22 protein-coding genes are annotated in these 24,943 nt (G+C 67.0%); 9 read left to right on the top strand and 13 right to left on the bottom strand.

Annotation, left to right across the window (positions count from 1 at the left end; all coding sequences use genetic code 11):
* Positions 1–84: 84 nt before the first annotated feature.
* Together E1263_RS13620 and E1263_RS13625 are read left to right on the top strand one after the other, a co-directional pair.
* Entirely contained in the window at positions 85–1,182 is a 1,098-nt protein-coding gene (locus E1263_RS13620) for a ferredoxin reductase (RefSeq protein WP_132167642.1), read from the top strand.
* 13 nt (positions 1,183–1,195) lie between these two features.
* A complete protein-coding gene (locus E1263_RS13625) occupies positions 1,196–2,350 on the top strand; it encodes a fatty acid desaturase family protein (protein ID WP_132167643.1) in 1,155 nt (384 codons plus the stop codon).
* On the opposite strand, the gene E1263_RS13630 is transcribed toward E1263_RS13625, so the two are convergent.
* Positions 2,289–4,310 (bottom strand): HelD family protein, encoded by a 2,022-nt coding sequence (locus E1263_RS13630; RefSeq protein ID WP_132167644.1) that lies wholly within the window; start codon positions 4,308–4,310, stop codon positions 2,289–2,291. The two genes, E1263_RS13625 and E1263_RS13630, sit on opposite strands and share 62 nt — an antisense overlap.
* A gap of 97 nt (positions 4,311–4,407) precedes the next feature.
* On the opposite strand from E1263_RS13630, the gene E1263_RS13635 reads away from it, so the two are divergent.
* The gene (locus E1263_RS13635) at positions 4,408–5,328 is read left to right on the top strand and encodes a dihydrodipicolinate synthase family protein (protein ID WP_202868865.1); all 921 of its coding nucleotides are present in this window, start codon (positions 4,408–4,410) and stop codon (positions 5,326–5,328) included.
* Positions 5,325–5,993, top strand: a complete 669-nt coding sequence (locus tag E1263_RS13640; RefSeq protein ID WP_132167645.1) for a FadR/GntR family transcriptional regulator — start codon at positions 5,325–5,327, stop codon at positions 5,991–5,993. Before E1263_RS13635 ends, E1263_RS13640 begins: the two co-directional genes overlap by 4 nt.
* 5 nt (positions 5,994–5,998) lie before the next feature.
* On the opposite strand, the gene E1263_RS13645 is transcribed toward E1263_RS13640, so the two are convergent.
* From E1263_RS13645 to E1263_RS13675, 7 genes are all read right to left on the bottom strand, one after another.
* Positions 5,999–7,639 carry a DNA repair helicase XPB gene (locus tag E1263_RS13645; protein WP_132167646.1) on the bottom strand — a complete coding sequence of 547 codons (1,641 nt, stop codon included), beginning with the start codon at positions 7,637–7,639 and terminating at the stop codon, positions 5,999–6,001.
* Positions 7,640–7,698: 59 nt separating this feature from the next.
* Entirely contained in the window at positions 7,699–9,987 is a 2,289-nt protein-coding gene (locus E1263_RS13650; RefSeq protein WP_132167647.1) for a helicase-associated domain-containing protein, read from the bottom strand.
* Positions 9,988–10,041: 54 nt separating this feature from the next.
* The gene (locus tag E1263_RS13655) at positions 10,042–10,419 is read right to left on the bottom strand and encodes a DUF427 domain-containing protein (RefSeq protein WP_132167648.1); all 378 of its coding nucleotides are present in this window, start codon (positions 10,417–10,419) and stop codon (positions 10,042–10,044) included.
* A 37-nt stretch (positions 10,420–10,456) separates the two neighbouring features.
* On the bottom strand, positions 10,457–11,242 hold the full coding sequence (locus tag E1263_RS13660; RefSeq protein WP_132167649.1) for a metallophosphoesterase: 786 nt from the start codon (positions 11,240–11,242) through the stop codon (positions 10,457–10,459).
* Position 11,243: 1 nt separating this feature from the next.
* Positions 11,244–12,479, bottom strand: a complete 1,236-nt coding sequence (locus tag E1263_RS13665) for an Nramp family divalent metal transporter (protein WP_132167650.1) — start codon at positions 12,477–12,479, stop codon at positions 11,244–11,246.
* 63 nt (positions 12,480–12,542) lie between these two features.
* Positions 12,543–13,163: an SIMPL domain-containing protein gene (locus E1263_RS13670; RefSeq protein WP_132167651.1), complete on the bottom strand. Its 621-nt coding sequence runs from the start codon at positions 13,161–13,163 to the stop codon at positions 12,543–12,545.
* 20 nt (positions 13,164–13,183) lie between these two features.
* A complete protein-coding gene (locus tag E1263_RS13675) occupies positions 13,184–14,647 on the bottom strand; it encodes a restriction endonuclease (RefSeq protein ID WP_132167652.1) in 1,464 nt (487 codons plus the stop codon).
* Between the two features lie 111 nt (positions 14,648–14,758).
* Here E1263_RS13675 and E1263_RS13680 point away from each other — a divergent pair, with 111 nt between their 5' ends.
* The gene (locus tag E1263_RS13680) at positions 14,759–16,429 is read left to right on the top strand and encodes an AMP-binding protein (RefSeq protein ID WP_272949663.1); all 1,671 of its coding nucleotides are present in this window, start codon (positions 14,759–14,761) and stop codon (positions 16,427–16,429) included.
* Here the strand turns inward: E1263_RS13680 and E1263_RS13685 are convergent.
* The gene (locus E1263_RS13685; protein ID WP_132167653.1) at positions 16,365–17,546 is read right to left on the bottom strand and encodes an MFS transporter; all 1,182 of its coding nucleotides are present in this window, start codon (positions 17,544–17,546) and stop codon (positions 16,365–16,367) included. The genes E1263_RS13680 and E1263_RS13685 overlap by 65 nt on opposite strands.
* 51 nt (positions 17,547–17,597) lie before the next feature.
* On the opposite strand from E1263_RS13685, the gene E1263_RS13690 reads away from it, so the two are divergent.
* Positions 17,598–18,023 carry a winged helix-turn-helix transcriptional regulator gene (locus E1263_RS13690; RefSeq protein ID WP_132167654.1) on the top strand — a complete coding sequence of 142 codons (426 nt, stop codon included), beginning with the start codon at positions 17,598–17,600 and terminating at the stop codon, positions 18,021–18,023.
* Here E1263_RS13690 and E1263_RS13695 read toward each other — a convergent pair.
* The 3 genes from E1263_RS13695 to E1263_RS13705 are packed head-to-tail and all read right to left on the bottom strand — an operon-like array spanning position 18,020 to position 20,539.
* A complete protein-coding gene (locus E1263_RS13695; protein WP_132167655.1) occupies positions 18,020–18,970 on the bottom strand; it encodes a R2-like ligand-binding oxidase in 951 nt (316 codons plus the stop codon). The genes E1263_RS13690 and E1263_RS13695 overlap by 4 nt on opposite strands.
* The gene (locus E1263_RS13700) at positions 18,967–19,557 is read right to left on the bottom strand and encodes a TetR/AcrR family transcriptional regulator (RefSeq protein WP_132167656.1); all 591 of its coding nucleotides are present in this window, start codon (positions 19,555–19,557) and stop codon (positions 18,967–18,969) included. The genes E1263_RS13695 and E1263_RS13700 overlap by 4 nt, the downstream gene beginning before the upstream one ends.
* Positions 19,558–19,612: 55 nt before the next feature.
* Positions 19,613–20,539 (bottom strand): TauD/TfdA dioxygenase family protein, encoded by a 927-nt coding sequence (locus E1263_RS13705; RefSeq protein WP_132167657.1) that lies wholly within the window; start codon positions 20,537–20,539, stop codon positions 19,613–19,615.
* Between the two features lie 110 nt (positions 20,540–20,649).
* Between E1263_RS13705 and larE the strand changes: the two genes are divergently transcribed.
* Complete coding sequence (gene larE / locus E1263_RS13710) at positions 20,650–22,137, top strand: ATP-dependent sacrificial sulfur transferase LarE (protein WP_238161227.1); 1,488 nt, start codon at positions 20,650–20,652, stop codon at positions 22,135–22,137.
* 100 nt (positions 22,138–22,237) lie between these two features.
* Complete coding sequence (locus E1263_RS13715) at positions 22,238–22,621, top strand: cold-shock protein (RefSeq protein ID WP_132167658.1); 384 nt, start codon at positions 22,238–22,240, stop codon at positions 22,619–22,621.
* A gap of 1 nt (position 22,622) precedes the next feature.
* Here the strand turns inward: E1263_RS13715 and E1263_RS13720 are convergent, their stop codons facing one another.
* Positions 22,623–23,336, bottom strand: coding sequence for a TetR/AcrR family transcriptional regulator (locus tag E1263_RS13720; protein ID WP_132167659.1), 714 nt, complete (start codon positions 23,334–23,336; stop codon positions 22,623–22,625).
* A 106-nt stretch (positions 23,337–23,442) separates the two neighbouring features.
* On the opposite strand from E1263_RS13720, the gene E1263_RS13725 reads away from it, so the two are divergent.
* Positions 23,443–24,939, top strand: a complete 1,497-nt coding sequence (locus tag E1263_RS13725; protein WP_132167660.1) for an MFS transporter — start codon at positions 23,443–23,445, stop codon at positions 24,937–24,939.
* Positions 24,940–24,943: the final 4 nt, after the last annotated feature.

Raw genomic sequence — 24,943 nt, forward strand, 5'->3', positions numbered from 1 at the left:
ACTGTTCCCTCCGAACAAAAGCTGGATTCAGATTCACCGTCCTTGGTCATGAAACTACACCTCGGGTCGAGGATGCTGGAACGTATGACGACCTTTGCCTCTGACCCCGTCGCGCGGGACACGTTCCGCAGCCGGCTGCGTGATCGGGCCTGGCAGATTGCGGCGGCGGCCACCCACCCGCGTGACCCCGCCGACTACCTCGACATGTTCCGGCCGCTCCGGGCAGGCGCCGACCTGCGCGCCCGAGTGGTGGAGGTCCGCCCTGAGACTTGTGACGCAGTGACCGTCGTGCTGCGACCCGGCCAGGCCTGGCGTGGTCACCAGCCGGGCCAGTACGTCCGGATCGGGCTCGACGTCGACGGTGTCCGGCTGTGGCGCTCCTATTCGCTCACCTCTGCGCCGGGCGACGGCCTGATCACCATCACTGCGAAAGCCGTCCCGGACGGTGTGGTCAGTGCGCACCTCGCACAGGAGCTGCAGCCGGGCCAACTGGTGCACCTCGACCAGGCGGTCGGAGACTTCGTGCTGCCGGACCCGGCGCCGCGCAAGATCCTGTTCATCACCGGCGGCAGCGGCATCACGCCGGTGATGGGCATGCTGCGCGCAGGTCTTGGCCGGTTCGAGGACGCAGTGCTGGTGCACTCCGAGGCCCGGGCTGACGACGTGATCTTCGGCGACGAGTTGCGCGACTATGCAGCCGCTGGACACCTGCGGTTGGTCGAACAGCACACCGACACCCATGGCCGGCTTGACGTCGCCGCGCTGGCAGACGTCGTACCGGATCTTGCGGAGCGTGAGACGTGGGCCTGCGGGCCTGCTGGCCTGCTCGACGCGATCGAGGAGCAGTGGGCGTCGCTCACGGAGATCGGCGAGCTGCACACCGAGCGATTCCGCACTGCGCTGGCTGAGCCCGGCGAGGGCGGCAGCGTCACCTTCTCGGCGACCGGAACCACCGTCGAGCTCGACGGTACGACGCCGATCCTCGACGCCGGCGAACAGAACGGCGTACTGATGCCGTCTGGTTGCCGGATGGGCATCTGCTTCTCCTGCGTCCTCCCGCTGCGTTCCGGCGCAGTGCGTGACCTCCGCTCGGGGGAGGTCACCACCGCCGCGCCTGGCGACGGCGTACTGATCCAGACCTGTATCTCGGCCGCGGCCGGCGCCTGCGACATCGACTGTTGAGAGAGAGACCCCTGTGACTGTTCTGCAGAAGAAGGCCGCCAACCCCATCGGCCACCTGTCTCCCGAAGACATCGAGGAGATCGGCCGTCGGCTGGACGCGATCCGCGACGAGGTCATCGCCACCCGTGGAGCCCGCGACGCGGCGTACATCCGCAAGGTGATCAGTGTGCAGCGCAAGCTGGAGCTGGGCAGTCGTGCGGTGCTGCTGCTGTCGCTGTTCCCGCCGGCCTGGCTGATCGGTACCGCGGGGCTGTCGGTGGCCAAGATCCTGGAGAACATGGAGATCGGTCACAACATCCTGCACGGCCAGTGGGACTGGATGCGGGACCCGAAGATCCACTCCACCACCTACGAGTGGGACCACGCGTCGCCGGCCGAGCAGTGGAAGCACGCGCACAACAACCTGCACCACACGTTCACGAACGTGGTCGGTAAGGACAACGACCTCGGCTACGGCATCATGCGGGTCGACGAGGACCAGCGCTGGTACCCCCTCTACCTGGCGCAGCCGTTCTGGAACTTCGTAAACGCGATGTTCTTCGAGTACGGCATCGCGGCGTACGACCTGGAGCTGGGCAAGAACCTGGCCACCAAGGAACGCCGTCAGGACCCGGACTTCAAGGCGCGCACCAAGCAGGTGCTGAAGAAGATCCGCGGCCAGATGACCAAGGACTACGTGGTGCACCCGCTGCTGTCCGGACCGTCCGTCCTGCACACGCTGGCTGCGAATGCGGTCGCCAACGTGGTCCGCAACGTCTGGTCCCACTCGGTGATCATGTGCGGGCACTTCCCGGAGGGCGTGGAGACGTTCGAGCGGAAGTCGATCGTGGGTGAGACTCGCGGCGAGTGGTACCTGCGGCAGATGCTCGGCTCGGCCAACATCAATGGCAGCCGCGCGATGCACATCATGACCGGCAACCTCTCGTACCAGATCGAGCACCACCTGTTCCCGGACCTGCCGAGCAACCGGTACCAGGAGATCGCACCCAAGGTGCGGGCGATCTTCGACGAGTACAACCTGCGCTACACCACCGGACCGCTGCCGAAGCAGGTCGCATCGGCCTGGGCGAAGGTGTTCCGCCTCTCCTTGCCGAACGACTTCGGCGCTAGGGTGCGGTCGCTAGGACGGCCGGCAGGCTCTCGCTATGGAGCACTGCCAGCGAGGTAACGGCTCGCGTCAGACAGACGTAGAGCCGGCGGAGGCCGGTGCGCTCATCGGCCTCACCGGCCACGATGCCGGCCGGCTCCACCAGCACCACATGGTCGAACTCGAGACCCTTGGCCAGTGAGGCCGGTACGACGTCCAGGTGCGACTCGACGTCGTCCTCATCACCCAGTACGGCGAACGTGAGCCCCTGCTCGTGGAGTGCCTTCCGAGTGGCCGGGACGAGCGCATCGGGAACGATCAGACCGATTGAGCCGAGCCGGTTCGACACCTCGGTCACTGTGGTCACCGCGGCAGCCAGACTGTCGCTGACCCGGGTGATGGTGAGCTCACCGCGCGCACGCCGTACGGCGGTTGGCGGTGTGAGGTGCGGAGCGATGATCGGGAGCAGCCGAGCGGCGTACTCGATCACTTGGCCGGGGACGCGGAAGCCTGCGGTCAGCTCCTCGGTGTGAGCGCCGGACTTGCCCAGATGCTTCAGGGCCTCGTCCCATGACGGTGTGGCCCACGGAGTGGTGCCCTGCGCGATGTCACCGAGCACTGTCATCGATCCGGTCGAGCACCTGCGGCCGACAGCACGCAGCTGCATCGCAGACAGGTCCTGCGCCTCGTCCAGCACCACGTGGCCGAGTGACGGCGTCCGGTCGACCAGATCGGCAATCTCGTCGACCAGGGTGGCATCAGCAACCGACCACTTGGCCGCACCAGCAGACCGCGGTGCTTTCTCCCAGACCAGCATGGCCTGCTCTTCTGCGGTCAGGATGCCGTCGGCATGCTTGGCCAGCAGTTCTGGCTCGGTGAACAGACGGAACAGCAGCTTGGCTGGATCCACGGCCGGCCACAGCGCCTCGGCGTACTGCTTGACGGGGCGGCTGCGTGCCACCGCGTCCTGGACGCGGTCATCTGGTGAGTCACCGGCCGCCTCCATTCGCAGCAGAACAGCGTGGGCCAGTCGTTGCGGCAGCATCGCCCGACCGGCGCCGTACCGGATGCCTCGGGTTCTGAGCTCGTTGAGGAGCTCCTCAGCCTGGTAGGTCGCGACTCGCCACCGGTGCGATCCGCGTGGGACCACCAGCGCCTCCTCGGGGGTCCGCACCTGGGACCACACGGCCCGGTGCAGCACCTCCGCCATCCGAGCGTCGCCCTTGAGTACATCGAGCGCTGCCGGACCTGGCCCATCCACGCGGACCCGAGCGACCATCTCCTCGACAGTGGTCTGCTTGGCTTCGATCTCGCCCAGTGCGGGCAGAACGTCGCCGATATAGCGCAGGAAGCTCGCGTTCGGCCCGACTACGAGCACCCCGCTGCGGCTGAGCTGATCCCGATAGGCATAGAGCAGGTACGCCGCCCTGTGCAGGCCGACCGCGGTCTTTCCCGTACCCGGGGCGCCCTGCACGCAGATCGTGTCCTCGACACCGGCGCGGACGATCACGTCCTGCTCGGGCTGGATGGTGGCGACGATGTCGCGCATCGGGCCGGAGCGCGGGCGCTCGATCTCGGAGTCCAGGATGTCGCTGTGCTCTGCGACCGGAGCGGTTGCGGTGAGGTCCTCGTCCTCGAAGGCGGTCATCTCGCCGTGCGTGAAGCCGAAGCGTCGCCGGGCGCCGACTCCCATCGTCTCGGTGCGGCTGGCCCGGTAGAACGGCACTGAGATGTCTGCTCGCCAGTCCACCACCAGGGGCTCGCCCAGGTCGTCGTTCACGTGACGGCGGCCGATGTGGAACGTCTCCGGCGCCGGGTCGACGTAGTCCAGCCGCCCGAAGAACAGCGGAATCTCCGGGTCGTCCTCCAACTCCTGCATTCGCCGCCAGATCGCGGCCTTCAGGAACTCCTCGCTGACCGGGTCCGCGCTGTGGATCTCCAGTGCGCCGGTCTTCTCCCGCATCCGGGCCAGAGCTTCCCGGGAGGTCTTCAGATAGTTCTTCTCGGCCTGGAGGGTGTCATCGGACGTGTCTGCGGGCATGAGTGACCTCCGGCAGGGGGTGGGGAGCCCGGCAACGTTACTTGAGCACCTGCCGCGGCGGTACCGAATTATGCCGCGCGATGACATAGTACGTCCTATGACTCTGTTTGGTGTCGTCCCACCACTTGTCACACCGCTCACTCCGTCGTACGAGGTGGACACGGCCTCGCTAGCCCGCTTGGTCCAGTACCAGTTGGCCGGCGGAGTGGATGGGCTGTTCCTCCTCGGCACGTCGGGTGAGGGGACGTTTCTGACCGACGAGCAGCGGCAGGTCGTGCTGGAGACCGTGGTGGGTGAGGTGGCCGGCCAGGTGCCAGTGCTGGCCGGAGTGATCGACACTTCGACTGCACGGGTCGGTGCGCACATCTCCCAAGCTCTGAAGGCCGGAGTGGCTGGGCTGGTTGCCACTGCGCCGTTCTACGCGGCAACGCATCCGGCAGAGATCGAGCGGCACTTCACCCGTCTGTCCGAGCTGGCGGAGGGGACACCTCTGTACGCCTATGACATTCCGGCGCGGGTCGGGACCAAGTTGCCGACGGCACTGGTCATTTCACTCGCCCAGGCCGGAGTGATCGCTGGCGTGAAGGACTCCAGTGGTGAGGAGCCGAGTCTGCGCCGGCTGGTGATGGAACGGCGAGACGCTGGGCTCAAGGAGTTCGCGATCATGACCGGGTCGGAGGTGGCGGTCGACTCTGCGCTCGCCTTCGGCGTGGACGGCGTCGTACCGGGGTTGGGGAACGTAGACCCGGCTGGGTACGTGCGGCTGTTCGGTGCGACCAGTGCGGAGGCCTGGGACGAGCAGGAGCGACTCATCCGGCTGTTCGACATCGTCGAGGTGGCGGACCGGTCGCGGATGGGCGCCAGCTCCGCCGCACTGGGTGCCTTCAAGGCCGCGCTGTATCTGCTGGGAGTGATCGACTGCCCGGTCACCGCCTACCCCGGCATCCCGTTCGACGAGGCAGAGCTGGCCGCGCTCCGGCCGCTGCTGGACCAGGCCGGATTACACTCACCAGCGTGAACCAAACCTTCATCCGCGATCAGATGAAGGCCTACATTCTCGAGCGCGGCCTGAAAGCCGGTGACCTGCTGCCGAACGAGCAGGACCTGATGGCCCAGCTCGGTGTCGGCCGGCATCCACTGCGCGAGGCGATGAAAGCCTTGCAGGCAGTCGGCATCATCGAGATCCGGCACGGCTTCGGCACCTACGTCGGTGCGGTCTCCCTGCAGTCCCTGGAGGACGGTCTGTCCTTCCGGCTGTCGCAGTCGATGGCGGGCGACCTGCGTGACGTGCAGAACGTCCTGGAGGTGCGTCAGGCGCTAGAGGTCGGCCTGGCTGAAGAGGTCGTCGAGCACTTCAGAACTCACAGCACCGACGCCCTCGAAGACCTCGTCCAGCAGATGGAGGCCAAGGCCGCCGCTGATGAGCACTTCACCGACGAGGACTGGGCGTTCCACCAGGCCCTCTACGAGCCGCTGGGAAACACCCTGGTGCTCGATCTGCTCGCCGTCTTCTGGCGCACGTTCGCCGAGGTCGATGCGCGTCTCCCCGGCCCTCGCGATGCCCTCGCTGACATCGCCGGCTGGCACCGGGACCTCCTGGACACATTGCAGTCCGGAGATCCCACGGCCTTTGCCCGCTCGCTGAAGACCCACTTCAGTGGGATCCAGAGCAGGTTCGTCTAGCCCTTCTAGGCGAACAGGTTCTCCGCGTCCACGATCGTGTAGGCGTAGCCCTGCTCGGCCAGGAAGCGCTGGCGATGTGCAGCGAACTCGGCGTCGATGGTGTCGCGGGCAACGATCGAGTAGAAGCGGGCAGTGCGGCCGTCACCCTTCGGGCGGAGCACGCGGCCGAGGCGCTGGGCCTCCTCCTGGCGGGAGCCGAAGGTGCCGGACACCTGGATGGCCACGGAGGCCTCTGGGAGGTCGATGGAGAAGTTGGCGACCTTGGAGACGACCAGCCGAGTGATCTCGCCAGTGCGGAACGCCTGGAACAGACGCTGCCGCTCCTTGACCGTCGTCTCGCCCTTGATCACCGGACACTCGAGGCGCTCGCCGAGCTCGTCCAGCTGGTCGATGTACTGACCGATGACCAGCAAGGGCTCGCCTGCGTGGTGGTCGGCGATTCGCCGGACCAGACGGGACTTGGCCGGGGTTGAAGCGGCCAGGCGGTAGCGGTCCTCAGGCTCTGCGGTCGCGTACACGAAACGCTCGCTCTGCTCCAGGTCTACGCGCACCTCGATGCAGTCAGCCGGGGCGATCCAGCCCTGCGCCTCGATGTCCTTCCAAGGCGCGTCATAGCGCTTCGGACCGATCAGAGAGAACACGTCACCCTCACGGCCGTCCTCACGCACCAGCGTGGCGGTCAGACCGATGCGGCGCCGGGTCTGCAGGTCGGCGGTCATCCGGAAGATCGGTGCGGGCAGCAGGTGCACCTCGTCGTACACGATGAGGCCCCAGTCGCGGGCGTCGAACACCTCCAGGTGCGTGTAGACACCTTTCCGACGTGTGGTCATGACCTGGTACGTCGCAATCGTGACTGGCCGGATCTCCTTGCGGGCACCGGAGTACTCGCCGATCTCGTCCTCGGTGAGGGTGGTGCGCTTGAGCAGCTCGTCCTTCCACTGCCGCGCGGACACCGTGTTCGTGACCAGGATCAGCGTGGTCGCCGACGCCTGTGCCATCGCAGCAGCACCGACGATCGTTTTCCCAGCACCACAAGGCAGTACGACGACACCCGAGCCACCGTGCCAGAACGACTCGACCGCCTGCTCCTGGTACGGCCGCAGATCCCAGCCGTCCTTGACCAGCTCGATCGCGTGCGCCTCACCGTCGACGTAACCGGCGAGGTCCTCAGCCGGCCAGCCGAGCTTCAGCAGCGTCTGCTTGAGGTGGCCGCGCTCGGACGGGTGCACCAGCACGGTGTCGTCGTCGATGCGCTCGCCAAGCATCGGCTTGATCTTCGCCGAGCGCAGGACCTCCTCCAGCACCGGACGGTCGGTCGTCACCAGCACCAGACCGTGCTCCGGGTGCTTCTCCAGCCGCAACCGGCCGTAGCGATCCAGCGTCTCGGCAATGTCCACGAGCAGCGAGTGCGGCACCGGGTAGCGGCTGTAGCGCAGCAGCACGTCGATCACCTGCTCCGCGTCGTGCCCAGCGGCCCGCGCGTTCCACAGGCCGAGCGGAGTCAGCCGGTAGGTGTGTACGTGCTCAGGAGCCCGCTCCAACTCGGAGAACGGCGCAATGGCCTTACGGCACGCCCCAGCTTCCGGATGCGCAGTCTCCAACAGCAGAGTCTTGTCCGACTGCACGATCAGCGGCCCGTCCGTCACCCGTTACTCCCCATCTGTAGCCCGACCCTCCATTGTGCCCCTACCTGCCAAACCAGGAGCTAGCTCTCCATGGCTCGGGCAGCGGAGATGCGGTGCAGCGCGTACGTGTGGGGCTGGTTGGTCGCCGGGTCGTAGGCAGTGAGCCAGCCGTCGGCCACTCGGGTCGGCTCGACGATCCGCTCGGACGCAGTGCCGTTGTGGTCCACGTAGGAGATCCAGGTCCGGGTGTGGGCCTCGGCTGCATTGCTGAGTACGGCGATGGTCTCGGCCGGTGCCGTCGGCTCGGACGCCACCTCGTCGGACGGCCGGTCGGCGGCCAGGCGGTCGCCGGCGCGAACCTTCTCGATCACTGCCTTCACCTGGTCAATGGTGAGGTCAGCAGGGCTGTCGGCGAAGTCACGGCTGGTACGGCGGCGTGGGGGATCACCACGCCGTGTCGCAGCCGTGCTCACGTGCAGTACGCCGTCGAAGGATTCGGCCAGCGGCGCCAGTCCAGCTTCGCGGAGACGCGCCAGCACCATGTCCGGCGGCGACGGCGACACAACCACGGTCGGTGCCAACCGGCGGAAGCGAACGCCAGGCAGGTTCGAGCTGATCAGGTGGGTGAGCACGTTCTCGTCATCGCACCGCAGGTACGTCGACGCCGTCCCCAACCGCAGTACGCCGTGCCGCCGGGCAACGTCATCGACCAAGTAGGTCAGTGGCTGGGGGACCGGGGTCCGGGAGTGTTCGGCCAGCCACTTGTGCAGTTGGTCCGCGGTCCGGCCGAGGTCGAAAGCACGCCGTACGGAGCCTTCGCTGAAGCGGTAGACGGCGGCGCCGCCCTGCGATTCGACATCGGCCATGGCGGACAGGTCGTCTTGCACGGATCGCACCAGCGGACCGGGAGCTACTGCGGTCAGGTCAGCCTGCAGGAGGATCTCTGACACTGGCTCCGGCACCAGCGGGCGGATTGCCTCGGCCAGCTCGTCCATGGTCGGCTCTTGCTCCAGCAGCGGCCGCCCATGCGTCGCCAGTGCACCGAGGCCGGTCAGACCGAGCAATGCGGCCTCGGTGAGCGCCCACTCGACCAGCTCATCCCGGAACTGCCCGCCGCGCCGTGGTCGATGCCAGGCCACCCAGGTGACGACCGAATGCGTCGAGGGAGCGATCCCATTAGCTGTTTCGCCCAGTGCGTTCAGAGTCAGCACCCGGACCTCCGGAGCCAACAGGCGCTCCAGATCCGGGGCGAGGGCGTTGATGAGCCGCTCGCGCGCAGCCGCCGTTGCACCGCCAGAGTCACGCCGACCGATCAGTCCGATCGCCCGCAGGCCACCGAACCAGGCGGTGACGAGGTGGGCCCAGCGATGCGCCAGGTCCAGCTCCAGCCAGTCGTCGTACGCGTTCGTCGGCAGCCAGAGCTCGTTGGTCCCGACCTCGACAGCTGCGACCAGTCCGGCGGCGTACGCGATCTCGAGCACCGCCCCGGTCGTGGCCTCCTCCGCACCGACCTTATTGGCCAGGCTGCGCAGTTCACGCACGCCGATGCCGCCAGTGCGCAGTACGGGCGGGGGTTCAAGCCCGATCTGCTCCAGCGCTCGGTCGACCTGACGCACCAAGTCCAATGCGGCTCCGGCCGCGGCCCGATCGACGATCGAGGCCATGACTGTCTTGCCGTCCAGCGGGGGTGGCGTGGGCCGAGTAGAGGCGAGCACGCGCCCGCCACGCAGGTGTAGCCCGATCTGCCGCGGCAGCACCACCGTGGTCGGATCACGCGGTACGACGAGACCGCGCGCGAGCAACTTCTCGATCGGGGTCCGCGCCGACGCGATCGTCACCGGGCGCTCGGCCTTCTCGACCGTCCCGGTCGGCGGGCCCCAGGTGAGCTTGTCGAGCACCTCACGCGCTTCCGGACCGGCCTCGGCGATCAGCTTGTCCAGATCACCGAAGTGCCGGGTGGTGATCGGACCCAGACCGGCCGGGGTCGGGCCGAGCAGTTCGTGGACAGCGCGGATCGGACGCAGATCGTCCTCGGTGCCCCACACCAGCGCCAGATTCAGCAGCTCGACTACTCGGGGCTGCACGATGTCGAAGGGCTGGTCCACACCGGCGGCCAGGTCAGCCACGGTGACCGGCTCCGGCAGCGCCGAGAGAGCCTCCAGCAGGTCGACACCGAACTCGTCGAGCCGGTTGATGGCCCGGGCCGCCGAGGCGTTCCCGGTGGCTCGGGCCGACAGCTGACTGGTGTCGGCAGGGATCGGAACGGCCAGGTCAGGCCGATGCTGGAGCAACGTCCCGAGGGCAGCGTCGTCCCAACTACGCAGCGCCTCGGCGAGGGTGCGCGGGCGGTACCGCTCGGACGTGGTCATCCCTCCAACGGTACGGCGCATCTGACCCGATCACTAACCAGTCGCCCAAAGACCTCAGTCGGCGATGATCTCGATGGACACCTTGTCCGGGTAGAACGCCACGTGGTCGCGGATGTCCGAGACCGCGTCGTACGGCTGCTCGTAGGTCCAGACGGCGTTCACGCCGTCCTCGCCGGCCGGCAGGATGCTGTAGTAGGAGGCGTCGCCCTTGTAGGGGCAGTACGTCGTGAGGTCGGTCCGCTCCAGCAGGGTGAAGTCGACGTCCTCGCGCGGCAGGTACTGCGCCGCCGGGTAGTTCGACTCCTGCAGCGACAGCGCGTCGCGGCTGTCCGCGATCACCTGGTCGCCGAGCTTCACGACCACGCGGTCCGGGTTCTTCGCCACGGTGATGGGGTGGTCCGGGCCTGGGATCTTCCGCGTCTTCTCAGCCATAACCCGTGACAACCACCGAGCACGGGGACGCATTCCCCTACGGCTGATCGAGCTCCACAACCAGACAGGGGCCGCCGTCGAAGGCGCCGCCGTCGATGCCGAGCACCAGACCGTCGGCGTACAGGTGTGGGCCGGTCAGGAACTCGGGGGAGATGTGCAGCATGTCGGCCACGATGCTGTGGCCGTGCACGATCCGCCGGCCGCCGAGGGCCTGGAGCATGATCCGGGCGACCTCTGGGCCGCTCTCGCCACGGAACGCGTAGCGCGACGTCATCCGGCGCCAGATCTCCCACCAGACCACGATGTCGTCGGTGTGCAGGTCGGTCCGGGCGCGGGTGTTGATCTGCTCGATGGTGTCGCCCCACTCGACGTACTCCGCGGTGTCGGAGTGCATCAGCAGGTGATCGGCGTCCAGGGCGAGCAGCGGCTGATCGAGCAGCCAGGCGGCGTCGTCGTCGGTGAACAGCTCCTGGTCGCGGTCCTGGCCGCCGTTCAGCGCCCAGGAGCGCTCGAAGCTGCGGCTGGTGATGCCCTCGTGCGGGACGAAGGTGTCACCGAACTTGCGCATCCCCAACGCGAGGATCTCGTGGTTGCCGATCAGCACATTGACCGCTCCGGCCGGTGCCTGCTCGGTCAGGCCGCGGACGAAGCGCAGGGCGCCGATGCCGTCCGGACCGCGGTCGAAGAAGTCACCGAGCACCCACAGCCGTGCATCGGCCCCGGACCAGTTGCCCTCGGCATCCGTGAGCCCAGCCGCCAGCAGGGACGCCTGCAGCTTCGCCGGGTGGCCATGGATGTCGCTGACGGCGAAGACGCGCGTCATGTCAGCCCCGAACGGTCAGCACAATCAGTACGACGTTCAGCGCGGTCACGGCGGTAGCTACCAGGCATGCGGCGAGAGTAGTCGCTTTGCGGTTGACCAGGCTGCCCATGACGCGCCGGGAAGCGGTCAACCGGACCAGTGGCCACAGCGCACACGGGATGCCGAAGCTCAGGACCACCTGTGAGACCACCAGCGCGCGGCTGGGGTCGATGCCGATCGCCAGGATGACCAGCGCCGGAACCAGAGTGACGAGACGCCTGGCCCACAGCGGGACCTTGCGCTTCCAGAACCCGTCCAGGATGACCGAGCCCGCGTAGGTGCCGACCGAGGAGGAGGCGAAGCCGGAGGCGAGCAGTGCGAGGGCGAACAGCAGTGCGGAGAAACTGCCGAGCCGGTCACCGATAGCTGCGTGCGCAGCATCCAGAGAGTCGGCGCCGGTCCCACTGAGCGCGGCAGCGGCCAGGACGACCATGGCGAGGTTGACTGCCCCGGCCAGCGCCATGGCCACGCCCACATCGGTACGGGTCGCTTTGAGTACCCGCTGCTTGCCCGCGCTCGAGCGGATTGCTTTGCCGTGCCGGTCGGTGATCAGGGCGCCGTGCAGCCAGATCGCATGCGGCATCACGGTCGCACCGAGCATGCCGGCCGCCAGAACCAGCGATTGCACGCCGTCCAGCCGCGGGACCATGCCACCGATAACACCGGACGCCGACGGCTCGGACTGGATCGTGGAGACCACAAACCCGACCAGTACGACGGTCAGCAGCCCGATGATCGCGGCCTCGAACGGCCGCTGCCCGCGCTTGGACTGGTAGATCAGTAGCCCGAAGGAGACCACACCGGTGATCACACCGCCCAAGAGCAGCGGGATGCCGAACAGCAGGTTCAGCGCGATCGCACCGCCGACCACCTCGGCCAGATCGGTCGCGACGGCAACCAGCTCGGCTTGGGCCCAGAGCCCTGTCGACGTGGACCGCTTGAAGTGGTCACGGCACAGCTGCGGCAGCGTCCGTCCGGTCGCGATACTCGCTTTTGCCGCCAGATACTGCACTAAAACGGCCATCAGGTTCGCCCCGACAACGACCCAGCACAGCAGATACCCGTACGTCGCCCCGGCCGCAATGTTGGTGGCGAAGTTCCCCGGGTCCACATAGGCGACCGCCGCGACGAACGCCGGTCCGAGCAGCAAAAGCCCGGACCGGTTCAACTGCCGCCTCAACGGCGCCGGTGCATACATGGGAGAAGTCTCGCCGAGACTGTCAACACCGCAAAGCCTTGTTCCAGCTTTGAGACCGGAGTCTCAGGCCCAGGAGAAGTGCACCTCGAGGGATATCTCGACGGAGTGATCTCCAGGTGTGATGTTGATCGAGGCGGCGTCGAAGGCCTTGGCCGAGCCGCCCAGGGCCATGGCTCGGATGGGGGCGTGGTTGTCGGTCTCGCTGATCGCTGTGACCGAGCCGAGCGAGTAGCCGGCCAGTGCAGCGAGCTCTGCGCCCTTCTGCTCGGCCTGGCGGAACGCCAGCTCGCGGGCCTGGGTCAGCAGCGCCGACTTGTCTTGTACGTCGAACTGCAGGGACTGCAGGTTCAGATTGTTCCCGGCTGCGCCCACAGTCGCATTGAGCAGCGTGCCGAAGCCGGTGAGGTCCCGTGTGACCACGGTGAGCTGGTGTGAACCCCGGTACGCCGCAGCGGTCCCCGGCTCGCGGTATTCCTGGTAGACGTTGACAGTCGTCGTACCGATGTCGGACGCGTCGACTCCCTGTCCGCGCAGCGCAGCAATCACTGCATCCGTGCGCTCAGCCACCTGCGCGACCGCAGCCGCCACATCTGCGGCGACGTGCTCGACACTCAAGGACACCCGCAGCACATCGGGCGTCGTACTGACCTGACCTGATCCGACAACCGTTACCCCAGTTTCCATGCCAGCCAGTCTGACACTTCTCAACTGGCCCTGGGGATGATGCGAGCCGGGATGTTGTGCAGGTGGCAGAGAGACAGCAGGGCGGTGCCGTCGATGAGCTGGAGGGGCTTGCCGGTGGCGAACTGGTAGCTGGTGGGGCCGAAGCCGCTGGTGGTGATGAGGATGCCTTTGGTGGCGCCGGCGTCGATGACGGTGCCGAAGAGGTCGCGGACGGCGGAGGGCGGGACCGTGCGGGTCCAGAGCTTGGCCTGGACGACGAACTTGCCGCCGGTGATGGGACGCGGGTCGTAGGCGACACAGTCGATGCCGCCGTCAGTGCCTAGACGGAAGAGGCGGGTCTCCAGACCCATACGGGTCAAGAGGTTCTGGACCAGGTGCTCAAAGGACTCCGGGCTCAGGTCCAGCAGGTTGGGCCGGCTGTCGATCTCGCTGAGGACGTCGATCGGTTCGACCGTGCGTGGGTCGGCCAGGTCGAAGTCCAGCACCGGTTCGACCGGCTGTAGCTCTTCTGGGTGCCGGGAGACCTCTGCAGCGAAGTAGTGGCGCACGCAGGCGACGGGGTCGAGCTGGTCGAGCACCAGGGCTTGGAACTGCTCACGCGTTGCCCGCAAGGTGATGAGGCATGGACGCACTGTCTGCCCGGTCGGTAGGTCGACCGACTCGACCATGCCGTTGAAGACGACGGTGTCGACCACGCCGTACCGGTCGCTACCGAAGGCGAGGTGCAGGGCGCGCAGTGCGAGCTGGGCGACCAGCTGTTGGTACAGCAGCCGCACCTCCTTCTCCGGTCGCGGCTCTGCCACCACTGTGTCGGCCACCCGGTCATACCGGTAGGACGCCTCAGCCGGTACGACGCTCATGTCAGGCAGGTCCCATTCGATCGCCAGCAACGTGGACTCGGGCACGTACCCGACTCGACGGCGACGCGGGAAGTTAAGTGGTTCAGCCACTCGCTCCAGCGCCTTGGCGAAGTACCGCGTGACGGCGGCCCGGTCGTGGTTCTCCACTGCACGCTGGTATGCGTCGACGCGGGCGTGCTGCTCGGCGGTCGCCTCGTCCAGCCGGCGCTGCTGCTCCACCTGCTCCCGCATGGCACGAGCCACTCGGTCGCGGCGGCTCTGCTCGGCGGTCCGGTGCCGCTCGATCGCCTCCGCGAACCGGTCCTCGGCTGCGGCCAGCCGCCGCGCGTACCGGCGTTCGGCACCCCACCAGCGGAACCGGCCTGGCGGCTGCGGCAGGAATGCGTCCCAGACCGGTCCGGGACGCGCTGTCAGATCAGCTGCCGGTACGGCGGGCGGCGCTCGGCGCGATGCCCGCTTCAAAGTCTGTAGGTCGGTGCCGTGCACATCGATCGCCAGTGCATCGGCCAGGACGTTGCCCAGTTCGCGGACATGATCGGTTACCGCAGCGGTACGTTGTGCCGCCTCGGCGGTACGTCCGGGCGGACGGTCGCTGCGGGCGTGACCTTCAGCGGATCGGCCCATCGCCTCACACCTCTCCCCTTCACTGTAACGGTCCAATGACACAGCGCTACCGATGTGACGGAGAGTTGGCAAGGACATTGCTTGCCGTCCACCCCTTGTTTCCTGCCGCCCGTGCAGTTGCAGTTGCAGACGCATCTGACCCGGGTGACGATGACAGGCATGAGCCTGCCTTCCTACGCCTCCGGGATCTCCGACGTGCCGTTGCTGGGCGAGACGATCGGCGCGAACCTGCGGCGGACAGTCGCGCAGTACGGCGATCGCGACGCCCTGGTGGAGGTACAGACCGGCAGGCGCTGGACGTACGCCGAGTTCGGTGCGGAGGTGGACCGGGTTGCGAAGGGCCTGCTGGCGCGCGGGATCGCCAAGGGCGACCGGGTCGGCATCTGGGCTCCGAACTGCGCGGAGTGGACTATCGCGCAGTACGCGACCGCCACCATGGGTGCGATCCTCGTGAACATCAATCCGGCGTACCGGACGCACGAACTGGCTTATGCGCTCAACCAGTCCGGTGTGCGGCTGTTGATCTCGGCCACTGAGTTCAAGACGAGCAACTACCGAGCCATGGTCGACGAGGTGCGCCCGAACTGCCCAGCGCTCGAAGAGACCGTCTACATCGGCACAGGTGACTGGGACAGCCTGCGTGACGCAGCTGACCGCATCACTGATGAGGAGCTGCAGCAGCGCATCGCCGAGCTCTCCTTCGACGACCCGATCAACATCCAGTACACCAGCGGCACCACAGGCTTCCCGAAGGGCGCAACGCTCAGCCATCACAACATCCTCAACAACGGCTTCTTCGTCACCGAGACGATCGCCTTCACAGCAGAGGACCGGCTGTGCATCCCCGTGCCCTTCTACCACTGCTTCGGCATGGTGATGGCGAACCTGGGCTGTACGACGCACGGTGCGTGCATGGTGATCCCCGGTCCGGCGTTCGACCCGGCTGCGACCTTGCAGGCAGTGCAGGACGAGCGGTGTACGGCGCTCTACGGCGTACCGACGATGTTCATCGCCGAACTGGGACTACCGAACTTCAGCGACTACGACCTGTCCACACTGCGCACCGGGATCATGGCGGGATCGCCTTGTCCCGTTGAGGTGATGAAGCGGTGTGTTGCCGACATGCACATGGCAGAGGTGGCCATCTGCTACGGCATGACCGAGACATCGCCCGTGTCCACACAGACGCGGCGTGACGACGACCTGGACCGCCGTACGTCGACTGTCGGGCGCGTGATGCCGCATGTCGAGGTGAAGCTCGTGGACCCGGCCACTGGTCTGGTGGTCGAGCGCGGCGAGCCAGGGGAGCTGTGCACGCGCGGGTACTCCGTCATGCTCGGCTACTGGGACGATCCGGAGAAGACGGCCGAGGCGATCGACCAAGCGCGCTGGATGCACACCGGTGACCTGGCGACGATGCGCGAGGACGGCTACGTGAACATCGTCGGCCGGATCAAGGACCTGGTCATCCGCGGCGGCGAGAACGTCTACCCGCGCGAGGTCGAAGAGTTTCTCTACACGCACCCGGCGATCGCCGACGTCCAGGTGATCGGCGTACCGGACGAGAAGTACGGCGAGGAACTGTGCGCGTGGATCAAGCTCAAGGACGGCGCCGAACCTCTCGACGCCGATGCGGTCCGCGAGTTCGCCACCGGCAAGCTGGCCCGCTTCAAGATCCCGAAGTACGTGCTGCTCGTCGACGACTTCCCGATGACGGTCACCGGGAAGATCCGCAAGGTCGAGATGCGCGAGAAGTCGGTCGGACTGCTCGGACTGTCGTGAAGCGAACTGTCGTGAGCAGGGCGCCGACGGCGAAGGTCGCGCCGAGCACGCTGACACCGGTCCAGCCGGCGTGGGCGTACAACCAGGTCGACGCGATCGCGCCGAGGCCACTGCCGAACGAGTAGAAGATCATGTAACCGCCGATCAGGCGGCTGCCCGCATTCGGCCGGAGCGGGTAGATCAGGCTCTGGTTGGTGACATGGATCGTGCTGTTGGCGAAGTCGAGAACGACGGCGCCGATCGCCAGTGCCAGCAGGGACTTCGGCGTCCAGAAGATGATGGCCCAGCTAGCGACCAGTACTGCGGCGGCAACCAGCGTAACCAGTTGCCCATGGCCCCTGTCCGCCAGCCGTCCGGCCGGGCCGGCCGCGATCGCGCCCGCCGCACCGATCAGCCCGAACGCACCGATCGCCGTGTGCGAAAGACCCTGATCGGTCAGCGGTAGGGCGACGGCGCTCCACAGGGTGCTGAACGAGGCGAAGATGAAGAAGGCGCGCAGCCCGGCGTTCCGGAACACTGGCTCTTCGCGCCACAGGTCGATGATCGAGCGGAGCAAGGCGCCGTACGAAAGGTCGGTGCGTTGCTGGGGTGGAGCCTCGACGAAGGTTGCGGCGATCAGCAGGCAGAGGGCGCAGGCCACGAGATAGATCGCCCGCCAGCCGGCCACGTCGGTGAGCGCTCCGGAGGCGGTGCGGGCCAGCAGGATGCCGAGTACGACGCCTGTGGTGATCGCGCCGACGGTCCGGCCGCGTTCGTCCGGCGTACTCAGTGAGGCGCCGAACGCGACCACCGACTGCGTGACCACCGCGAGCCCGCCGACTGCGGCCAGCCCGATCAGCAGCATGACGGCGTTCTGCGCGAAGCCGACGATCAGCAGTGCGCCCGCGAGCAGGACGAACTGCGTGCGGATCAACCGGCGGCGGTTGAGTCGATCGCCCAAGGGGACCAGGAAGAACAGGCCCAGCACATAGCCGATCTGGGTGACGGTCACGAACAGTCCGACCGTGCTCGTGGACAAGCCGAGGTCCTGGCCCATCGTCACCAGGAGCGGCTGGGCGAAATAGACGGTCGACACGGCGATCGCGGCCGACGCCGCCAAGAAGAGCCTTGGTTTCATGTTGAAACCGTACGACCTCCTGGTAGCATCTTGCAACCAGGAGGTGGTGAGATGGTCAAGCGGACCCGGTTCGACGAGGAGAGCTGCCCGGTGGCGCGGTCGGTGGATGCGGTCGGCGACTGGTGGTCGCTGCTGATCGTGCGCGATGCGTTCGACGGCAGTCGTCGCTTCGGCGAGTTCCAACGGAGCCTGGGGATCGCGAAGAACATCCTCAGTGCGCGTCTGAAAGGCCTTGTGGAACAAGGAATTCTCGAGCCAGGTGATCAGCATGAGTACGTACTCACGGCCAAGGGGGAGGCGCTGTTCCCGGTGATTGTGGCGCTGCGCCAGTGGGGTGAGGCGTTCTCGTTCGGCCCTGGCGAGCCGCGCTCGGAGCTCCTCGACCGCCGAGACGGCAAACCGCTACGGCCGCTTGAGGTGCATGCTGCCGACGGCCGTCTCGTGACGGCCGCCGACACCGAGGTGCGAAAGCCTTAGCGGACCGCGGCCAGCGCGGCTGAGTCCTCGTCGCCGAAGACGTCTTCCAGCTTCTCCGGTGAGTAGTCCAGGTCGATACCGGCAACGTCTGCGCCGACCGCTGACTCGATGGCGCCCAGACGCCGGGTGGCGCGGTCGCCGGCGTAGGTCATCAGTGCGGTTGGGTTGATCTCTGGCGGGAGCTCGGGGGAGTTGTCGAGTGCCCACTGGATCTGGACGAGCGCATGCGGCAGTAGCTCCTCCATGGTGTCGGTGACGACCTTCCAGTTCGTCTCGTCGGCGGCTACGTGCCGGCGGCAGGTGAACGTGCCCCATGCCATGTGGCGGCGTTCGTCGTCGCCGATGCGGCGGATGAGCTCTTGCATGCCGGGCAGAATGCCTCGCGCCGTGCAGAGCAGGTTCCAGGCGTGGTAGCCGGTCAAAGCGAGCGTTCCCTCGACCACGTGGTTGTAGGTAACGGATGCGCGGACCTGGTTGGCTGGTGACGGGTCATCGGCCAGTGACTTGAGTGCTACGGGGAGGGCCTCGTAGAAGATCGCCCGGTAGCCCGGATTGGTCTCGACGTACCGGTGGAGGTCTTCGGTGACGCCGATGGCGTCCAGCCAGAGCCGGAAGACCGCAGTGTGCTTGGCCTCCTCGAAACAGAACTGCGTCAGGTACATCTCGTCGCCGAAGCGTCCCTCGGCTGCCATGGCTTGCAGGAACGGCTGCAGGTCCTCGGTGACTGCCTCCTCGCCCGCAATGAACTGCGAGCAGAGCATGAGTGCGTTGTCTTTGTCGTTCTCGCTCATGCCTTGCCAGTCGAGAGCGTCCTGGGTGAAGTCGATGTCGCGGGGGTTCCAGAACTTGCGGTTGCCCTTGTCGAACAGTCGTAGCGGCAGTGCGTCCCAGTTGAAGCCACCAGACTTCAATGAGCTGAAACCCTGTCTGTGCAACGGATTCGTCATGACTGCCTCCTGGACTGGACGAGGAAGGGGCTGAGTACACGAGCCAGCTGCGCCGCCACTATGGCCGGTGGGGGCCCTGGCGTGACGATGTGGCTGAGGACAACGCGCAGAGCGATGTCCACGCAGCTGGTCGCGTCCTGTGGCGGCACCTCTGGCCAGTGCTCACGGACGTGGGCATCCAGCGCCTGGTGGCTCACCTCCAGCAGTTGCTGTCCCCGTGTGGTCAGCAGCTGGCTGGCCTGGTCCGATCCCGGCTGTCCCAGCATCGCCTTCACCAGCGGGTTCTCCCCGGCCAGTGCGAGCGCCCGCTCGACCGCGGCCTGCAAGCCGGCGATCGGGTTGGGCGCATCAGCGAGCGCTGCGTTCACTTCCAGCAGGAACCGTTCCATTTCGCGAGTGGTGACCGCCTGCAGCAGCCCCCACTTGTCACTGAACTCGTTGTAGACGGTCTGCCGGGACACTCCGGTACGCCGAGCCACCTCGGCCATCCGGAGTCCGTCGTACCCACCGGCAACGATCGCGTCGTACGCAGCATCCAGCAGCTCGTCACGGAGCCGTCGCTTGGTGCGGTCCGTGAACAAGTCCATGCCCCTGATGGTTTACAAAAGCGTCCAGAGTGTCAAGAGCTCAAACAAATGCCGCTCAGTTGTCAACTGACGAGAAGTGCGTCGCGTCGCCTGTCCGCGGCGTGCTGCGCACACCATCCACACTCACCGGTACGTCGCCTGCCAGCGTGATGCGGTGCAGTCGGCGCGGCTGGTCGTAGTCGGCCACGCCGTAGTGCTGGGTCGCGCGGTTGTCCCAGATGGCGAGGTCACCGGGCTGCCACTGCCAGCGGACCGTGTTGTCCAGGTTGGTGATCCGGTTCTGCAGCAGCTGGAACAGTGCGGCGGTCTCCGTGCTGCTGAGCCCGACGAAGCGCCGTACGAAGTGTCCGAGGACCAGTGCGCGCTCACCGGTCTCCGGGTGCACGCGGACCACCGGGTGCTCGGTCTCGAACAGCTTGGACTCGAACTCCTTGTGGTACTCCTCGAACTTGACGTCCACGCCACCGACCCGGCCCTCGTCCGCATGCCCGGCATAGTCATAGACGTTGCTATGCACGGCCCACAGCCGGTCGGCCAGTGCCTTCAAAGACTCCGGCAGCGCCGCGTACGCCGTCACTGTGTTCGCCCAGGTGGTGTTACCGCCGTACGCCGGCAGTGTCACCGCACGCAGCAAGCTGATCGCGGGGATGCGGTCGACGAACGTGACGTCGGTGTGCCAGCTGTTCGCCTTGCTGTAGTCAGAGTCGATCGGCAGCACGTTCGCGGCGCCTTCGAGCGGCTTCGAGGTCGGGTGCGCCAGGGTTGGCGTACCGAGCAGCCGTGCGAAGGCCAACTGGCCGGCGTCGTCCAGGTCGTGCTGGTCGCGGAAGAAGATCACCTTGTGGTCGAGCAGGGCCTGCCGGATCGCCACGACGGTCTCCGGTGCGAGGTCCCCGCCGAGCTGGACGTTGCCGATCTCGGCGCCGATCGCGCCACCGACCTTGGCCACGGTGATCTGGGGCGCTTCGAGCTGTGCAGTCATGGAAATTCCTCCAGGGGGTCAATCTCCATAATCCAACTGATTTAGTGGACTTATCAGCTGTTTCGGGATGCGAGATCGGCTTGTCGGCGGCAGGACGTAGGGTTGGGGACGTGTCAACCGCCGAGATCCGACCCAGCGCCGCCCCTCACGGGGAGGCTGCGACCTTCGACGTACCGGAGCTCGTGGTCGGGTTCGACCTGGACATGACGCTGATCGACTCCCGCCCGGGGATCCAGCTGGTCTGGGACCTGTTGGCCGCGGAGACCGGCGTCCACATCGACTCCGAGCTGGTGGTGAGCCGCCTCGGCCCGCCCCTGACCTGGGAGATGGCGAACTGGTTCCCCGCGGAGCAGGTCGACGCCATGGTGAAGCGGTACCGCGAGCACTACCCCGATCACGCCATCACCGGCAGCCTGCCGCTGCCCGGCGTCGCCGAGTCGCTGGCCGCCATCCGGGCCCTGCGCGGGCGGACGATGGTCGTGTCGGCCAAGCACACGCCGTCCGTGAAGCTGCACCTGGACTACCTCGGGCTGGATGTCGACGAGCCGGTCGGCGACCTGCACGGAGCCCAGAAGGGTACGGCGCTCCTCGAGCACCGAGCAGGTATTTACGTCGGCGATCACACCGCGGATATCGACGGCGCCCACGCGGCCGGTGCGGTTGCGGTGTCCGTGGCGACCGGGCCGTTCACGGCTGACGAGCTGCGTGGGTACGGCGCTGATGTCGTCCTGAACGACCTGACCGAGTTCCCGGCCTGGCTCGAGGCGTATGTCCTCGAGCAGCGGCTGGAAGCGTTGATGAAGCGACTGGCGAGCTACGACAAGCTGGTCGTCGCGTTCAGCGGTGGCGCCGACTCCGCGTTTCTGCTTGCGGCCGCCGCCCGGGCGATCGGCCCGGCCAATGTCGTCGCCGCAACGGCGATCTCACCAAGCTTGCCGGATGCCGAGCTGGAGCCGGCGGCACGGTTCGCCGACGGTCTCGGCGTACGGCATGTCACGCCGCACACGCACGAGATGGACCGCGAGGGCTACCAGGCCAACGCGGGGGACCGCTGCTACTTCTGCAAGGCCGAGCTGGTCGAGACCCTGCAGCCGATCGCCGACGAGTTCGGGATCACCGCGATCGCGACCGGGACGAACGCCGACGACGCGATCGCCGGATTCCGGCCCGGGATCCGGGCTGCGCATGAGCGGGGTGCGATCACGCCGCTGAAGGATGCGCGGCTGACCAAGGCGCAGATCCGGGCGGCATCACGGAGCTGGGGGCTGGCGACGTCGGACAAGCCGGCCGCGGCCTGCCTGTCCAGCCGGATCGCGTACGGCATCCGCATCACGCCGAATCTGCTCGCCCGGGTTGACCGGGCGGAGGCCGCAGTGCGGTCGCGGTTGGCGTCGTACGGGGTGCAGAACGTGCGCGTTCGCGACCTTGGCGAGGCAGCGAGTATCGAGATCGACCACGAGCTGATCGCTCGGGTCGACCACCGTGAGCTGGTCGAGGCGGTGGTCGCCGAGGGGTTCACAGCGGCCCGCGTCGACCCGCGCGGATTCCGGTCCGGGTCGATGAACGAGAAGCTCAAGGACCCCGACAAGTACCGGTGATTTTTCCGCGGGCGCTGTGCCCCGCGTTCACGTACTCTGGGTAGCCGATCGGGCCGCCCGTCCGTTCCGGTTTCCGACGATTCACACTGAAGAGGTTCCCGTGCCTGTTGGCAAGGTCAAGTGGTATGACTCCGAGAAGGGGTTCGGCTTCCTCAGCAAGGAAGAGGGCGGTGACGTCTACGTCCGCGCGGAGGCGCTGCCGGCCGGAGTGACCAACCTCAAGCCCGGCCAGAAGGTCGAGTTCGGTGTCGTCGAGGGCCGCAAGGGTGAGCAGGCGCTGCAGGTCCGGCTGATCGATCCGCCGCCGTCGGTGGCGAAGGCGATGCGCCCGAAGCCGGACGAGATGCAGCTCGTGATCGAGGACCTGATCAAGCTTCTCGACAACCTCGGCGAGAGCTACCGCCGCGGCCGTCAGCCCGACGGCAAGGCCTCCCGCCAGGTCGCGACCGTACTGCGCGGTGTCGCCGACAAGCTCGACGTCTGAGTTACCTCTTGTCGATGCGGGCCTGGATGCCGTCGAGGACGGTCTCCAGGCCGTCGGCGAACGCGTCGGCGTCGAAGTCGATCTCCAGCTCCTGCGGATGGTGCAGCCCGGCTGCGGTCGCCGGGAAGCGGTCCTCCGTAGCCAGATAGCGCAGCCGCTCGGCGTAGAGGCGGTCGGCCGCGGCGGACTCCTCCGGTGATTTCGTGAACTGGTGGACGCTGAGCTGGACGGCGCCGCGGACGTAGATGTTCACCAGCAACATCGCGGACAACTTCTCGCCTGCCGTCATCGGGGTGTCGTGAAACGCCTGGAGCGCCGACTCCATCCAGCTCAGCTGGTTGGGTGACAGCGGCGGCTCGGTGACCGGCACCTGCAGGATCCACGGGTGTGCGCGCAACCCGTCGCGGAACGCCTCCGCCCACGACTCCATCCGGCGTCGCCAGTTGTCGCCGTACAGGATGGGTGCCTCGCCGAAGGCGTGCTCGAGCATGACCGTGTAGAGGTCGTCCTTGGCGTCGACGTAGCGGTAGAGCGACATGGTCGTGAAGCCGAGCGCGGACGCGACCTTGCTCATCGACACCGCCGGTAGCCCGCCCGCGTCGGCGAGCTCGACCGCGGCCGCGCCGATGTCTCTCAGCTGGAACGTCGGTTTCGGGCCGGGACGCGCCGGTCCCTCCAGCCCCCAGAGCTGCTCCAGCACTCGCGGTAGCTCCACCGTCGTACCCCTCTCGGTTGTGACTGTTTACATCATAGACAGATGTCGCTAGGGTCTGTCTATGGCGCACACAGTGTGCGCTATAGACAGATAACTTGGAGGGGCCATGAGTACGACGGAACGGGCCGGGCGGAAGGAGTGGATCGCGCTCGGGGTGCTCGCGTTGCCGCTGTTGCTGGTGTCGATGGACGTGTCGGTCCTGTACTTCGCCGTTCCGTACATCGCCGGGGATCTCGGGGTGACCGCGACCGAGCAGCTGTGGATCTTCGACATCTACGGGTTCGTGCTGGCCGGGCTGCTGATCACGATGGGTTCGCTCGGTGACCGGATCGGGCGGCGCCGGCTGCTGATCTTCGGTGCGGTTGCCTTCGGGCTCGCATCCGTGGCCGCTGCCTACGCGCAGAACCCCGAGCAGCTGATCGCCGCTCGCGCGGTGCTGGGGATCGGCGGCGCGACGCTGATGCCGTCGACGCTGGCGCTGATTCGCAACATGTTCCACGACGCCGGTCAGCGGCAGAAGGCGATCGCGTTCTGGAGCGCGGTGATGATGGGCGGGATCTCGCTCGGCCCGGTCTTCGGTGGGTTCCTGCTGGAGCACTTCTGGTGGGGCTCGGTGTTCCTCGCGAACATTCCCGGGATGCTTCTGCTGCTGATCCTCGCGCCGGTGCTGTTGCCGGAGTTCAAGGCGCCGGCTGGCGGCCGGTTCGACTTGCTGGGCTCGGTGCTGTCGCTGGCCGCCGTACTGCCGATCATCTGGGGGATCAAGGAGCTGGCCGCGCATGGTTGGGCTGCGCTGCCGGTGATCGCGATCGTGGCTGGGCTGGTCTTCGGGGTGCTGTTCGTGCAGCGGCAGCGGACTGCGGCGTACCCGATGATCGAGCTGGGCATGTTCCGCAACCGCGCCTTCAGCGGGTCGCTGGCGGCGAACACTGTCGGCACGCTGGCGCTGGTCGGCAATGCGGTCTTCATGACTCAGTACCTGCAGCTAGTGCAGGGGTTGTCGCCCCTGAGGGCTGCGCTGTGGTCGCTGGCGCCTTCTCTTGTCGTCGGCGCCGCAGCCCCGCTCGCAACCGCTCTGGCTCGGCGGATCGACCGTGCGTACGTGACCGGTGGCGCCTTCGTCCTCGCGGCCGGCGGCTTCGTCGTACTGACTCAGGTGCGGGTTGAGTCCTCGCTCGCCGTGATCCTGATCGGCGCGGGTCTGCTCGCAGCAGGCTTGGTGATGGTGATGTCCCTGGTCACCGAGGCCATCGTCGGCTCGGTCTCCCCGGAGCGTGCTGGCTCAGCATCCGCCGTCATGGAGACCTGCAGCGAGTTCGGTGGCGCGCTGGGCATCGCAGTCCTGGGCTCCATCGGTACGGCGGCCTACCGCGCCGACCTGCCATCGGATGCGATCGCCCCGCTCCGCGAAGGTCTTCCGTCAGCCGCCGCAGCCGCTGCGCACCTACCGACGGCCGCAGCCGAAGCGCTCCTGGCAACAGCCCGCCAGGCCTTCACTCACTCGCTCAACACGATCTCCGTAGTGGGAGCAGTCCTCCTGGTGGCCACAGCTGTAGCCACCAGGAGGACTGCTCCCACTACGGAGATCGTGTTGAGCGAGTGAGTGA

Origin of the sequence: Kribbella antibiotica, from assembly GCF_004349055.1 — a bacterium.
GTDB classification, from domain to species: domain Bacteria; phylum Actinomycetota; class Actinomycetes; order Propionibacteriales; family Kribbellaceae; genus Kribbella; species Kribbella antibiotica.